Genomic DNA, 14,877 nt, shown 5'->3' with positions numbered 1-14,877 from the left:
CCCCCTAACAAATTTATGTTATAATAATTATAACACGAGGAGGTGGAAATAGTGAAGGAAAAAATTTTGCAAACAGTTGAATATATTAGAGCAAAAGTTGATTTTAAACCGGATATAGGATTAATTTTAGGATCCGGTCTTGGTTTTTTAGCGGATAAAATAGAAGATTCAAATGAAATAGCATATGAAGAAATTCCAAATTTTCCACATTCTACGGTTGCAGGTCATGAAGGAAAATTGGTTTTTGGTAAATTATCCGGGAAACGTGTAGTTGTACTAAAGGGAAGGTTCCATTTGTATGAAGGATGGTCTCCTGAAGTAATAAAATTTGTGATTTATGTTTTAAACAAATTAGGTGTAAAGAAATTAATAATTACAAACGCAGCAGGAGGAATAAATAAGTTATTAAAACCTGGAGATATTGTTTTGGTAAAAGATATTATCAATTTCCAATTTAAAAATCCGTTGCGTGGTCCAAATTACGAAGAGTTTGGACCGAGATTTCCAGATATGTCGACTATTTTAGATAAAGAATGGGCTGAAAGGTTAAAAGAAAGTTTTGATTTGCCACAAGGAGTTTATATGGCCGTTTTAGGCCCAAGCTATGAAACACCTGCTGAGATAAGAGGATTTAGAAAATTAGGGGCTGATGTAGTGGGAATGTCAACGGTTCCTGAAATAATTGCTGCAAAGCACTGTGGAATAGATTGTCTTGTGTTGTCTTGTGTAACAAATATGGCAGCAGGTGTTTTGGATCAGCCATTATCACATAAAGAAGTTGTAGAAGTTGCAAATAGAGTAAAAGATAAATTCTCAAAAATAGTTTTAAAGTCTTTGGAGGTGGCTTGATTGGTTGCGAATGAGTTTTTGAATATTGTTGGAACCTTAAATGAAGCAAAAAAAATAGTTGTAATTGGTCATATAATGCCAGATGGTGATGATATAAGCTCAGTGTTATCTCTTTCATTAGGGCTAAAAAAATTAGGGAAAGAAATTCTATCTTCAATTGATTGGAAAATTCCAGGTTATTTTCACGAGATTGATGAAGTAAAGTATATTAGAAATTATGATGAAATAGATATATATGGGTTTAATCCAGATGTTATAGTAGTAGTTGATGCCTCTAGTCCGGATAGAGTTGGAAGATTTTCAGAAGTGTTAAAAGATTTTAAAGTCATAGTTATTGATCATCATGCTACTAACACTTATTTTGGAGATATAAATTGGGTGGATCCTTCTTTTGGAGCTACTGCCCAAATGGTTTTAAGGATTAACAAGGAACTTCAAGTTGAATATGATGAAAAACTTGCATTAGTAAATTTAATGGGAATAGAAACTGATACGGGATTTTTTAGATATTCAAATGCAGATGAAAGGGTTTTTAATGATGCGGCATATTTGATCTCACTAGGTGCAAGACCTGATGTTATTGCAAGAATGATATTGGAAAACAAAAGACTTGAACAGTTTAAATTATTATCTAGAATGATTGATAATTTAAGAGTAGAATGTGATGGAAAAGTTGCATATTCGTTTTTATCAAAAGAAGATTATGAAGAGTTCAATTGTACTGATGAAGATAGTGGAGGATTTGTGAGTGAGATCAGGGCTATTAAAGGAGTAGAAATTGCCATATTTTTCTATGAATATGTAAAGGGAGAAATTCATATAAGTTTTCGGTCGAAAGAGTGGTTTGATGTAAGCAAGATTGCGTTTTCCCTCGGGGGAGGAGGCCATCCAAGGGCGGCTGGTGTGACCATGAATGGGAATATAGAAGATATAATTAAGGAGGTAATTAAGTTAACTAAGGCTACTTTTTCATCGCAAAGGTAGCCAAGTAATTTCCAAGGGGGAAATATATGAAAATTTTGAAATTTTTTAGAAAGACTTATAATGGAGAGGAATATATTATTGAAGAAGAAGGAAATATAAAAAGAATGAAAGTTATAGACAAAGATTTAGTTGGGAATTTTATGGAATTTTCCAACTATTTGAGTTTGTTAAATTATGTAATGGTTTTTTTAAAGCCTGAAAGATACGAAATAGAAAATGAAAAAGTAGTTTTGTATTTTGCATATAACAATGAGCAACCCGTTGAAATTGAAAATCTCTCTTTAAGCTCTAAGAGAGCGCTTTTTTTGATTTTGCTAAATTTGCTTCAAGAAATTTATCATATACCAAATTTATTTTTTCCAATTTTTTCTGTTGACGATATTTTGTTACAGGAAAATACTTTTGTTGTACAGCCACCAATTTGGTTATCCAGAAACATGGTTCCTGAGATAAAAGACAGAGTTTTTGTTGCACCTGAATTTTTGAAAAAACAGCAAATTGTTGAAAAATCTACGGTTTACGTTATTGGAAAATTTTTAGAAAAACTAAACTTGGAAAATGCCGAGATAAATAAAGTAATAAAAGAAATGGTAAGTGAGGATGTTACCAAAAGAAATTTTCATTTTGGAATGCCCAGTGTTTATAAGAGTTTCTTGGAAATGAATTTTGTTGTTCCTACTATCCAAAGACCTGAACTTGATGTTATTTTAAAAGTTGTAGATTATCCTGAAAGATTTATTGGAGTAGTAGGAGAACAAAGAATGGGTAAAACCACCTTAATTAATATATTGCAAGACAGGTTTATGGTGGAAGGGAAAAATGTTATCCGTGCAAATAATATTAAACAATTTGGATTGCAACTTTTGCAATTGGCAGCAGATAAAGGTTCAGAAAATGTACTGAGTGAGATCAGTGATATTATAAAAAATGGCGGGAAAGTAGATACGCTTGTACCCTTAGTTGGAAGTGTAATGGAAGAATTTGATCAGATTATAATATTAGTTGATGATTATCAAGAAAAATTCGATAATTTTAAAGTTTTTTTGAAAGAATTATCTAAGTTGAGTTTTTCTGGAAATCATAAGATTGTAGCTTTTTCGACGGAAAAATTTGAAGATTTTGAAAAAGTAATAACGTTGAATCCTTTTAGTGTAGAAAAGGTAAGAGAATTAGTGGAAAAATCATTTGGGAAAATTGAGAAGTTAGATATTTTGGTTGATTTTTTGCATAAGGTAAGTAGTGGACTTCCTGGAATCTTAGTTGAAGTTTTGGGTTCCCTTGTTGAGAAAAAAATATTAAGAAGAGATATAGAAAAAAATTGTTGGATTTGCGATTTTGAAAGACTAGAAAATTTTAGTTTTGAAAATATTTTTGATGTTCTATCTACGCTAAATGCAAAAGATGTATATTCTTTGAGGTGTTTATCTGTTTTGGGACAGAAGTTTACTGTAGAAGAAATAAAATTACTTGAGAAAATATTAAATAAAGATTTTTCGAAAATTATAGAGTTATCTGAAAAAAAGGGAATTTTGTATAGAGAGTATTCTATTTGGAGATTTACACTGAAACAATATTGGCAGAAGTTGTATTCTCAGGCGGAAAGAAAAAAAGAAATTCATCAAAAACTTATCTGTGAGTATTTGAAGTTTGATTTTTTTGGAGTTTACCAAAAAGTGGCGTGGCATTTTAAAATGTTAGGAGAGGAAAGAAAAGCCGTAATTTTTTACCTAAAAGCAATAAGAAGGGGACTTGAAAAATACTATTCACCTAACATATTACTTAAAATGATTTCTGAAGTGGAAGATCTTGCCTCGGGAAAGATTTTGTATTCTTTGATTAGATTTAAAATAGAAGTATATTACCGTACATTTAAAAAGATTAACTTTGAAGTTTCAGATAAGGAAATCTTTTTGTATTGGAGGATGGCTGCAAAATTTGTTAATCAAAAAAATAGAGAAATTGTGGAATTTTTTGAGGAAAATAAAGAAAAATTACAAGGATTTGGAAAGATAGGGACTTATAGGAGGATATTGTTATATTATTCGGCACTTTATAATTTAGGATTATACGATAAAATAGATATTTCTGTTTTAAAAGAAATCTCATCAATTAAAGACGTAGATTCGAAATTTGTCATGGATTTAAAAATAAGGGCTCTTATTTTATTGGGGAATCTCTTATCTCGTAGAGATAATCTTTCTTCGGATTATTTTTATAATACAGCAGAGATGATAGCAAAAGAAAAGGAATTATACCACTTTTTACCTACGATATATAACAATAAATCGTTTAACATTGGTAATTTTGTCATATTAAGACAATTGTTTGATAAATCTATTTATTATTCTGAGAAGGTTGGATTGACTAATCTTTCCATAGTTTCCAAGATAAATAAGATTTATACAATGCTATATATAGGAAATATTAGAGAGTTTTTTATGGAACTTTCAAGATTAAGGAAAATAATTAAATTAAAAAATATGGATTATGAACTTGCTGAGACTTATAAATTGGAAGTATTATATCATATCTACAATAGAGAATTTGAAGAAGGGTACAAAGATTTGATGATAATAAATAAGATTTCACAAAAGTTTGAAACTAGTGATTCTTATCTTAAATCTTTGTTTGTGTTATATATTTTTACTGGAAAAGTTGAACTTGCAAGAGCACTATACGAAGAACATAAAAATGAAAAGTCATTTTTGGAATGGGGATTTAACTATTTTGTTGAATTAAGTCTTGCAACAGATGAAGGTAAATTTAAAAGAGTTTGGGATGAGTATAAAGATTCAAATGTATTTTTGTGGAGGGAGGAAATTTTCTCGTTATTTGGAGAGAAAATAGCCAAAGTTGATCCTGAAGGTTTCTTTGAACAATTAAGATTTTTTGAAAAAGATTATGCAAGTCAGGATTTGAAATTGTCATTGGCGCTTTTGTATGAAGGATTTGCTAAATATTACAAGGTTTTAGGAAAGAGTTATAGGTATAGCCTGTATATTTCAAAAGCATATTCATTGTATAGAGAAATTGGGTTGGAAAATTACGTGAGAATTTTGGAGAAAAACGAAAGTGCAGGTATAAATTCTTATCTCAAAAAAGGGCAAAATATTTCCGATATGCTTCAAAGGCAAAATATTTCTAAGGGATTGAAAGATTATTTTTTTAAGTCTAATTTTGCATTGGAGATTTTAGAAGAACTAAAAGCTATTGAAGAAATAGAAGAACCGCAAAATATCATAAATTATTTTGCAAGTAAAATTATTCAAATATTACCTGTCAATGAAGTTGTTATTTATGTTGAAGATAGGCAAATTGAGGAAAAGTTTGAATTTTCTAACACAGATGATATATTAAAAGATGATATGTTAAAAGAAGATTTTATAAAAAAGTCACCATTGAGAATTAGAATTTCAGATAGGATAGATAAATACTTAGAATATTATATATACATTTCAAATAAAAATTTGAGGATTAGTGACGAGGAATTATTATATATCTTAGATTTATTAAAGATTGTAGAATATGGTTTTGTTACAGCACTTAAGTCATCTATATTAAGAATTAGAAGTCTTTTAGATCCTTTAACAAAACTATATACAAGATATTATTTTGCAGAAAAGATAGATCAATATTTTATAAGAGCCAAAAAATTTAGAGAAAAAATGTCTATAATAATGTGTGATTTGGATTACTTCAAACAGATAAATGATAAATATGGACATTTAGTAGGGGATAAAGTTCTAAAGGAAGTGGCTCATATCTTAAAAGGTGGGTTACGACATAAAAATGATATAGTTGGAAGATATGGTGGTGAAGAATTTATAATTTTGCTTTCAAATACTTCTTCCAAAGAGGCTGAACAGATTGCAGAGAGATTGAGAAGTGAAATTGAATTGATTGATAAATTTCCATTTAAAATAACGATGAGTTTTGGGGTAGCGTGCTATCCTGAAGTGGAAGTAAATACTTCTGACGAGCTTGTTGGTTATGCCGATGATGCATTGTATAAGGCAAAAGATTTAGGAAGAAATAGGGTGGTAGTATTTGAAGTATTTAAAGAAAATAATTAATATATTATTGGAATTGGGAAATGATGTATATACCAATGAAAAATTAAAATGCCATGTAAGTTTTAGAATAGGTGGGCCAGTTAGGTTATTTGTAGTTCCTTATTCATTGGAATCATTTGTTAAAACAGTAGAACTATTTAAAGGTAATGTTAGAATTCTTGGAAATGGTACTAATGTTTTACCCAAAGATGAGTTTATGGATTATAACGTTCTTTCCACAGAAAATTTGACGGGGATTATTTTTGAAAAAGATTTGCTGGTATGTGAAAGTGGTTTGAATTTAAAGAGATTGTGTCTTTATGCATTACAACATGGTTTTTCTGGATTTGAAAAAGCATATGGGATACCGGGAAGTGTTGGTGGAGCTGTATATATGAATGCAGGAGCTTTTGGTTGGGAAACAGCAAATTTGGTTGAATTTGTTGATGTATATGATGGAAATAAGATCAGAAGATTAAGTAAATCAGAATTGGATTTTTCATACAGAAATAGTATTTTCAAAAAAAATAAAGGATTATTTATTTTGAGAGTGGGATTTAAAATATTTGAAGGAGATAAGCAAAAAATATTTTTGGAAATGAACAATATTATAAAAAAAAGAGTTGAAAAGCAACCATTAGAGTTCCCAAGCGCAGGTAGTGTATTTAAAAGACCAAAGGAGAACTTTTATGTTGGTAGCGCTATAGAAAAAATTGGATTGAAAGGTTTTAAGATAGGAGGAGCTATGATATCTGAGAAACATGCAGGATTTATAATAAATTACAACAATGCAACATCAAAAGATGTAAAAGATATTATTAATCACGTAAAAAATAAAGTTTATGAAGCATATAAAGTTAATTTGGAAACTGAAATAGAAATTTGGTAAAGGAGGAAAAGTTATGAAAAATCTTTGGAAATTGAGGGACATTAACGAGGTAGAAAGTTTTGGAAAAAGTTATAGAGAATTTATAGATACTGCTGTAACCGAAAGACTTGCGGTGGAATTTTTTGAAAAAATGCTTCTTAAAAATGGATTTATACCATTGGAAAAATATACTGGAAATGAAGAAAAAATATACTATATCAATGCAAACAAGTCTTTGGTTGCCGCAAGAATTGTCGGTGAACCAAGAGATGGATTTAACATTATAGCTGCTCATATTGATGCGCCGCGTTTTGATCTTAAACCTAATCCATTATTTGAGGACGAATCTATTGCAATGTTAAAGACACATTATTATGGTGGAGTAAAGCTTTACCAATGGTACAATATTCCTTTAGCACTTGTTGGAGTGGTTTATAAATTAGATGGTACAAAAATTGATATAAATATAGGTTTAAGTGAAGAAGATCCTGTGTTTTTATTTGCTGACTTATTACCACATTTAGATAAGGAAGATAAAAAAGTAAGTGAAAAATTTCAGGGAGAAAAAATGAATTTAATCGTTGGATCTATTCCTTTAGATGGCTCTGAGAAAGATGCAATAAAGAAAAATATATTAAAGATTTTAAAGGAAAAGTACGATATTGAGGAAGAAGATTTTGTAAGCGCTGATATTGAAGTTGTTCCTGCAATTAAGTCAAGAGAAGTGGGATTTGATAGAAGCATGATTGCGGCATATGGGCAAGATGATAGAATTTGTTCATATCAAGCTATTATGGCATTGATTGACGCAAAAAAATTGGAAAAATCTGCAGCGGTTATTTTATTTGATAGGGAAGAAATTGGAAGTGAGGGTAATGCAGGTGCCAAAGCAAGATTTTACAAGAAATTTTTTAGAAGTATTTTAAAAGCCAAGGGAGAAAGCGATGTAGAATTTGCATTAGATGAATTATTTGAAAATTCTTTTGTTGTTTCTGCAGATGTTGCTGCATTAATAAATCCTAACTTTAAAGACGTACATGATAAATTCAACGCTCCAAAGATTGGGAATGGAGTTGTTGTAGTAAAGTATACTGGAGTACGCGGTAAAGCTGGTGCAAGTGAAGCACATGCGGAAACATTGTTGCACGTAAGAAGAGTATTAAACAGTGCGAAAATAAGGTGGCAAGTTGGAACTTTGGGAAGAATTGGAGTAGGTGGTGGAGGAACAGTTGCAAAATTTTTGGCTCAAGAAGGTTTTAATGTTATTGATATGGGTCCAGGATTATTAAGTATGCATTCACCGTATGAAATTGTGTCAAAGATTGATTTATTTGAAACATATCTAGCGTACAAAGAATTGGTTTCAAAGAGGTGAAATTGTGTCGAAAAATGTTGAAAATCTTTTGAGGGAGATTTGTTTTAGAATTAAAATAAAAGGAAGAGAAGTATTAAAGGATTTTCCTATAACTCCCGCGCAATTTGATTTGATGCAAAAGCTTTATTTTACCGGTGAAAAAACAATGACAGATTTAAGTAAAATGTTAGGAATAGCTAAAAGTACAACTACAGGTTTAGTCTCAAGATTGGAAGCTGAAGGTTTTGCAGAAAGAAAGAGAAAAAATGATGATAAAAGGGTTATTACTGTGGACTTAACAGAAAAAGGTAAAGCGGTAATTGATAAGGTTATTTTAAAAAGGATAGAATTTGTGGAAAAAGTAATAGAGGATTTTGATGATAAGTCCAAGAAACAGCTTATTGTTCTTTTGGTGAAATTGAATGAATCAATGAAAGATTACAGGTGATAGTTATGAGAAAAACTTTTGTTATTTTGATTTTACTTTTTACAAGTATGTTTTTTTCTGAGTTGGTAATTATAACTGAGCCAAGTGCAATGGTGTATTGGAATGATAAATTAATTGATGTTGTTCCGTTAAATGGTGTTTTAAAGATTTCCAATTTGACTTATCCAGGAAAATTAAAGATTGTTAAACCCGGTTATTCAATATATGAAACACTGGTTTCAACAGAAAGCACTTTAAACGTTTCATTATCATTGCCTTCTTACGTTGAAATAACCACAGATCCTGAAAATGTCAAGGTTTATATCAACGGTAAATTTTACGGTTTATCACCTTCTGTTTTTGAAGTTCCGGCTGGTTTTTTGGAAATTCACTTGGAAAAGGAAGGGTTTATTTCGAAAACTTTAAATTTGCATGTGGGAGTTTCAAAAATTGAGAAAATAAATGTAAAACTTAAAAGATTTGTCAAATTGAGGATTAATGCTTCTGAAAAGTTAAATGTGATTTTTAATGGAAAATATTTAACTATTCCTACAGAATTGGAAATTTTACCTGGAAAATATGTTTTAGAATTACTAGATCCCGAATTTGTTAAATTGAAACAAGAAATAGATGTTCCAAATGCAGAAGAATATGAGTTTAACGTAGATGAGACGAAATTTTCCAAGCTTTACGTTTATGGTTTTCCAGAAAATGCCGAAATTATTTTTAACAGCATTTCAAAGGTAAGCCCGGCAAATTTTAAAGCAATGCCAGGAGATTATGAAATTACAATTAGAAGCGAAGGTTATAAGGAGTTAAAAAAGAAAATAAATTTAAAGTCTGGAAATAATACTTATGTTTATAACTTGAAGAGAAATGTAATTTCAAAAATAAACGAAAATTTATTGGTATTTCTTGACGGTATAAAAGCATCTAATCTTTTTGTCGCAAAAAGGTTGTATTTTACAAAGATAGTAGGAAAAAACAGAGAGTGGTATGGTTTTACAGATGGATCTATTGAAAAGATGCCAGAGAGTTATAGTATAATTTTAGGTAGAGAGGGTGCAATAGAATATAAAGGGATAAGGTATAACTCTCCAGCGATTATAAATGCAAGATTTGGTGAGATTTTAACCTTTATTTCAGATGATGATTCTACAAATTTTACAGTTGTAAATAACTTGATTATTGATGATGAAGAACATTGTGTAGTAAATGTCTATTCTAAGGATAAATTAGATGTTTATGTTGATGATAAGTTTATTGGTAGGACTCCCATTTATTTTTTGGTTTTGCCAAAGGGGATGCATAGGTTTAGATTTCAAAAAGAAGGTATTATTGTGTCTGAAAATAAAGTGATAATTCAAAATGGTATATTAAATGAGGTGTTTGGAGGGGATTAAATGAAAAAATTAGTATTAGGTTTAATATTATTTTTCAGTATAGCGTTTTCTGCTGAGATAACTATAACGGATTTGTCTCCAATTGTGCCAGAATATTCTGCAGTTGAATTTTTGGTTAGAAACCAAATAATGGAATTAGATATTAATGGTAATTTTAAACCTTCATTGCTTATTACAAGACTTGATATTGCGAAAATATTGTATACCGTTATACAAAAATACAGTTTGGATAAGTTATCTGAATTAGAAAATGTTCTTTTGAATATTAACGAAGATTTAAAAACATATAAAGCAGCTTTAAATGGAGTAGATAAAAGGGTGTCGCTACTTGAAAATTCTTTTTCCGAAACAAAAGTGAGGTTTGAAGAGATAGAACGTTTTGTAAAAAAAGCATCTGAAACTGTTTTATCCGAAGGAGCAATTAAAAAAATTTATGAAAAGTTAAATAATTTAGATAAAGAATATGCAAAAAAGGAAGATTTAAACACACTTTCTGCACAAATTTCTATGATATCTGAAATATTCAATACTCAGATAAAAAAGTTTGATGAAAAAATTGCATCTATTGAAAAAATTGGAGAACTTGAAAAAAAAGTAAATATTTTGAATAACGAACTAGATGAGTTAAAGACTAATTTTTTAGAAGAACAGGCGAGAAATTTAGCAAAGTTTTCAAAATTAAACGAGCAATTGGGGAATATACCTTCTGATGTAACTAATTTGAATCTAATGGTTTCGCAGCTTTCAAAAAAAATAACGGCTATTGAAGATTTGTATAATAAATTAGGAGATTTAAAACCTAGCGATTTTGAAAAACTATCCAAGATTTCGGAAATGGAATCAAAAATTAATGAATTATACGCTATGTTATCTGATTTGAAATCTTTTTCTGGTGATTTAGATACTTTAAGACAAAGGTTGGAAGGTATAGATATTTTAACGGTTAGAAATGTGGTAAATAAATTTGGAATTATTGAAAATAGGTACCAACAATTGGAAGTAAGGGTACAAAATTTGGAGGATTCTTTCGGGAAATTTGATGTATATGACCAGAAAATTAAAGAATTTGAGGCGAAATTATCTGAAATAGAAAATAAAAAAATTGCTTTAGACAATATTTCAAAGATTTCCAATGATGTGGAAGACTTAAAAAAATACAAAGGTGAATCTGAAAAAGTTTTAAACGTAATGACGGATAAGATCCTAGAAGCGGAAAATAAAATTAATACTCTTCAAATTGTTTCCATTGTTTCTGTGATTATTTCCGTTTTATCATTGGTAGTGGTATTTACAAAGTAAGAGGGGGGGATTTATGTTAATAAATGTGAAGATTTCTGAAGATAAAATGAGTGCTAGTGTTATACTTGAAGAAACTTCAGATAATGAAAAAGTTAATCAAAAAGATATAATGGATGCATTAAAGGAAAATGGGGTAGTTTTTGGAATTGATACTGATGTAATAAATAGAATATGTGAAAATCCAGAATTTAATGTACCTATAAAAGTTGCCTTTGGAAAACCAGCTGGTATTGGATTAGATGGAAGTATAGAATTTGTAGATTTCGAAAAAGGTGTGGAAAATAAAAGTGATAAAGTGGATTTTAGGGAATTTCCAACACACAGAAGGATTATTGTTAAGAAAGGTCAAAAAATAGCTACGATCTTTCCTCCTACTAAAGGAGAAGATGGGATGAACGTTTTAGGAGAAACTGTTTTTGGAAGAAATGGAAAAGAAATTGAGCTTAAGTTAGGGAAAAATGTTGAAAAAATTGATAATGAAATATATGCAAAAGTTGATGGAATTTTAAAAGTAGACAATGATACGAATTTTATAGACGTTGAAGAGACTTTGGAAATAGATGGTAATGTGGACTATTCCGTTGGAAATATTGATTTTCCAGGAACTGTTATAGTTAAAGGAGATGTTAAATCTGGATTTGTTATAAGGGCCAAAGGAGATATTGAAGTTGGAGGATTAATTGAAGCAGCTACTGTAATTTCATTAGAAGGGAATATTACTGCAACAGGTATTAAAGGACGTGAAAAAGGTATTGTAAAATGTAAAGGTACTTTGAAGATAAAATTTGCGGAAAATGCCACTATTGAAGCTGGAGTGGTTGTCTTTAACGAGCAATTGAGCAATTGTAAAATAAAGGCTAGAAAATCAATTACTTCAGAAAATGGGAAAGGGGTAATAGTTGGAGGAGATTATGTAGCTGAATTTGAAATTGTAGTTGAAGAAGCAGGTTCAGAAATTGCAACTCCTACACATCTTGAGGTGGGAATTTCACCTGAACTTATCGAAGAAAGAAATTTATTAAAAACTCAAATAATGCTTGATAAACAAAATGCAGAAAAATTACTGCAAATATTAAAGCAGTATAAAATACTAAAGGAAAAAGGTGTAAAAATACCTGAAGATAAAAAGAAATTGTTTTTGAAGACCTCTAATACTTTGATGGTAATCAAAGAGCAACTTGAAAAAAACACAAAAAGGTTTCATGAAATAGAAGAAAAAATAAACAAAACTAAGGTAAATGCTAGGATAGTTATAAAAAGGATTGTACATCCAGGTGTAGAAGTTTCTATACAAGGAATAAAGTATTATATTAATAAAGGAATGCCTAAGGTTATTTTGAAACTTTCAGAAGGAAAAGTAGTTGTAGGAGGTTATAGTGAATGATAAAAGTTAGACCGCAATTTAGAAACCAGATTTGGGGAAATAAAAAGATAAATGAGATCTTTGGAATAAAAGAAGGAAAAATTGGTGAAATTTGGTTAGTTTCCGGGCATCCACTTTTTACAACGTTAGTAGATGGAAAAGATATTAATGAGATTTCAGAGAGTTTGTGTGGAGAAAAATTTGAAAGATTCCCACTTTTGGTAAAACTTATTTCCACTTCTGATTGGCTTTCTCTTCAAGTTCATCCCGACGATGAATATGCAAAGATGGTGGAAGATGAACCTTGGGGAAAAAATGAAGCGTGGTATTTTTTAAGTGATGGAGAAATAGCAATTTGTGAAGAACCATCACTTATACCAAGAGCCGTAAAAGAAGGAAATTGGCAGGGCATTTTAAAAATTTTAAAAGTAAAAAAAGGAACTTTTGTTAACATCCCAGCAGGTGTAATCCATGCACTTGGCCCTAACTCAACGGTGATTGAAGTTCAACAATCATCAGACCTTACATATAGAATATACGATTGGGGTAGACCTAGAGAGACGCATTTAAAAAAAGCTTTAGAAGTTGCAAAATCTGTTAAATTTAAAGATTTATTTTTTGATAGGATTGATACAAAATATTTTAAAATGGATGTAGTTAAGAATTGTAAAATAAATGGATTTAGTATAGTTGTGCCAAAAAAAATAGATAAAAACTTTGGAGCCTCAATAATTCCAAGAGGCTTCAAAGAAGATATATATGATTCTATAGTAATCAGACTTGGTGAATTCTTTTTGAATTCATAAATATTTTAGAGCCTTTTTCTACTCCTATGTAATCGGATATAACTTGGCATTTTGCAACAAGTGCAAAATAAAGGTTTTTTCTGGAAACTTCAGACAAACCTTCAAAGTTTCCTTGTCCTTTTGCAATTACAATATCGTGCATAAAAAATGCTTCCCTAAACAACTGTGAGGATTTTTCTAGACAGGTTCCTGCCGTTTTTAATTCGGTATTTATTAATGTAGCAAATTTATCTAACCCAATGGCATAACCGTCCTCAACAGTTGCATCGTTAATAATAGGATGTCCTTTTAGTGCAATTGAAATATTTAATTTGGGATAAAATTTTTTTAAAATTTCAATAAATAACATATCAAAAACTATTTCCCCTGTATTATCAGCGATATAAAGCAATGTATTGGAATTTGAGATATTACTTTTAAAGAGTTCGAAATCATCAATCGAGAATGGTTGTTGCCAAATTTCGTTAATTCTATCAAATAGTTCCTCGGGAGAGTTACTTAAAGCACCAAAGTCGATTAAATTTCCAGCTACAGCAAGCTTTGCTGCTTCGTACAAAGGATCCGTACAATCAAGTACTTTAAACTTAAAATTTTCGTACAAGGATAGCGCAATTTTATTTGACTTTTCCTTTTCTGTTTTGTATAAATCTTCTTTATCTAATAACTCTTCAAGTTTTTTGTATAAAATTTCCGCAATTTCGATAGGCTTTAATCCAAACCTTGTTTTGGAGAGCTCTTTTAGAATTTCTTTTAGAAATTCAAATTTTTCTTGTTCTGAAGAAACAAATTTATCAAGTATCCTTTGTGCTTGCTCGACATGGCAAGTTAAACACTTACTGATTGATTTCATATTAATTCTCTCTATCTTTTAATTTAGGTTCAAGAATATTTAAAAGATCTTCGATTGTGGCAATTCTTTCAAGTTCATCGTCTTCTATCTTTACTCCATACTCATCTTCTAAAATCATTACAAGGTCGACTACGTCGAGTGAATCTGCACCCAGATCGTCGATTATATTAGAAGATTCATCTATATCTTCAATGGGAACGTCAAGCTTTTCGGCTAAAATTTTACTTACTTGTCTTAAAAGTTCTTCTCTCTTCATTTTATCCCTCCTTAGCAGATTGATTACATTAAAGATTAAACACAATTTTTTTAACTTGTCAAGTATATTAGGGAGTGTTTCAAAAATAAGAGGAAGTGGTTCAAAAATAAAAGGGGAGATGATATAATCTCCCCTGATATGAGAAGAACTAACATAAAGAAAATACTCAAACTTGTTAAAAAATTTTACAACAATATTTTACCACAACTTCCTCAAAAATCTACCTCCAAAGGTAGACCTAAGAAATACCCAGACGCACTAATTCTTTCCTTAGCAGTTTTAAAAGAACTGTTTGCTCTTTCGTTTAGAGAGACATTAGAAATGGGTGCATTATACTTTAAGAGAGTTCCATCTCTTAGAGATTTT

At 30.1% G+C, this 14,877-nt stretch carries 12 protein-coding genes and 1 pseudogene; 11 read left to right on the top strand and 2 right to left on the bottom strand.

Features of this window, described 5'->3' with window-relative positions; all coding sequences use genetic code 11:
* The first annotated feature begins 51 nt into the window (after positions 1–51).
* The 10 genes from AS157_RS01965 to AS157_RS01920 are packed head-to-tail and all read left to right on the top strand — an operon-like array spanning position 52 to position 13,405.
* Positions 52–849, top strand: coding sequence for a purine-nucleoside phosphorylase (locus AS157_RS01965; RefSeq protein WP_077289885.1), 798 nt, complete (start codon positions 52–54; stop codon positions 847–849).
* Entirely contained in the window at positions 850–1,833 is a 984-nt protein-coding gene (locus AS157_RS01960; RefSeq protein ID WP_077289886.1) for a DHH family phosphoesterase, read from the top strand.
* Between the two features lie 26 nt (positions 1,834–1,859).
* Positions 1,860–5,906: a GGDEF domain-containing protein gene (locus tag AS157_RS01955; RefSeq protein WP_214494950.1), complete on the top strand. Its 4,047-nt coding sequence runs from the start codon at positions 1,860–1,862 to the stop codon at positions 5,904–5,906.
* Positions 5,881–6,774 carry a UDP-N-acetylmuramate dehydrogenase gene (gene murB, locus AS157_RS01950; protein WP_143609956.1) on the top strand — a complete coding sequence of 298 codons (894 nt, stop codon included), beginning with the start codon at positions 5,881–5,883 and terminating at the stop codon, positions 6,772–6,774. The genes AS157_RS01955 and murB overlap by 26 nt, the downstream gene beginning before the upstream one ends.
* A 13-nt stretch (positions 6,775–6,787) precedes the next feature.
* The gene (locus tag AS157_RS01945; RefSeq protein WP_077288002.1) at positions 6,788–8,128 is read left to right on the top strand and encodes an aminopeptidase; all 1,341 of its coding nucleotides are present in this window, start codon (positions 6,788–6,790) and stop codon (positions 8,126–8,128) included.
* A gap of 4 nt (positions 8,129–8,132) precedes the next feature.
* Positions 8,133–8,555: a MarR family winged helix-turn-helix transcriptional regulator gene (locus AS157_RS01940; RefSeq protein WP_077289888.1), complete on the top strand. Its 423-nt coding sequence runs from the start codon at positions 8,133–8,135 to the stop codon at positions 8,553–8,555.
* A gap of 5 nt (positions 8,556–8,560) precedes the next feature.
* On the top strand, positions 8,561–9,937 hold the full coding sequence (locus tag AS157_RS01935; protein ID WP_077289889.1) for a PEGA domain-containing protein: 1,377 nt from the start codon (positions 8,561–8,563) through the stop codon (positions 9,935–9,937).
* A complete protein-coding gene (locus AS157_RS01930) occupies positions 9,938–11,236 on the top strand; it encodes an S-layer homology domain-containing protein (RefSeq protein WP_077289890.1) in 1,299 nt (432 codons plus the stop codon).
* 13 nt (positions 11,237–11,249) lie between these two features.
* A complete protein-coding gene (locus AS157_RS01925; RefSeq protein WP_077289891.1) occupies positions 11,250–12,620 on the top strand; it encodes a flagellar assembly protein A in 1,371 nt (456 codons plus the stop codon).
* Positions 12,617–13,405, top strand: coding sequence for a type I phosphomannose isomerase catalytic subunit (locus tag AS157_RS01920; protein ID WP_077289892.1), 789 nt, complete (start codon positions 12,617–12,619; stop codon positions 13,403–13,405). The genes AS157_RS01925 and AS157_RS01920 overlap by 4 nt, the downstream gene beginning before the upstream one ends.
* Here AS157_RS01920 and AS157_RS01915 read toward each other — a convergent pair.
* Positions 13,374–14,255 carry a damage-control phosphatase ARMT1 family protein gene (locus AS157_RS01915; RefSeq protein ID WP_077289893.1) on the bottom strand — a complete coding sequence of 294 codons (882 nt, stop codon included), beginning with the start codon at positions 14,253–14,255 and terminating at the stop codon, positions 13,374–13,376. The genes AS157_RS01920 and AS157_RS01915 overlap by 32 nt on opposite strands.
* A 1-nt stretch (position 14,256) precedes the next feature.
* Entirely contained in the window at positions 14,257–14,511 is a 255-nt protein-coding gene (locus tag AS157_RS01910) for an acyl carrier protein (protein ID WP_077289894.1), read from the bottom strand.
* Positions 14,512–14,649: 138 nt separating this feature from the next.
* On the opposite strand from AS157_RS01910, the pseudogene AS157_RS01905 reads away from it, so the two are divergent.
* Positions 14,650–14,877 (top strand): annotated as a pseudogene (locus AS157_RS01905) (hypothetical protein); the annotation flags it as partial.

This window comes from Thermosipho sp. 1244, from assembly GCF_018588215.1.
Taxonomy (GTDB): Bacteria; Thermotogota; Thermotogae; order Thermotogales; family Fervidobacteriaceae; genus Thermosipho; species Thermosipho affectus.
Note: the sequence above shows the minus strand (reverse complement) of the source record. Positions and strands in the feature narration are given on the sequence as shown.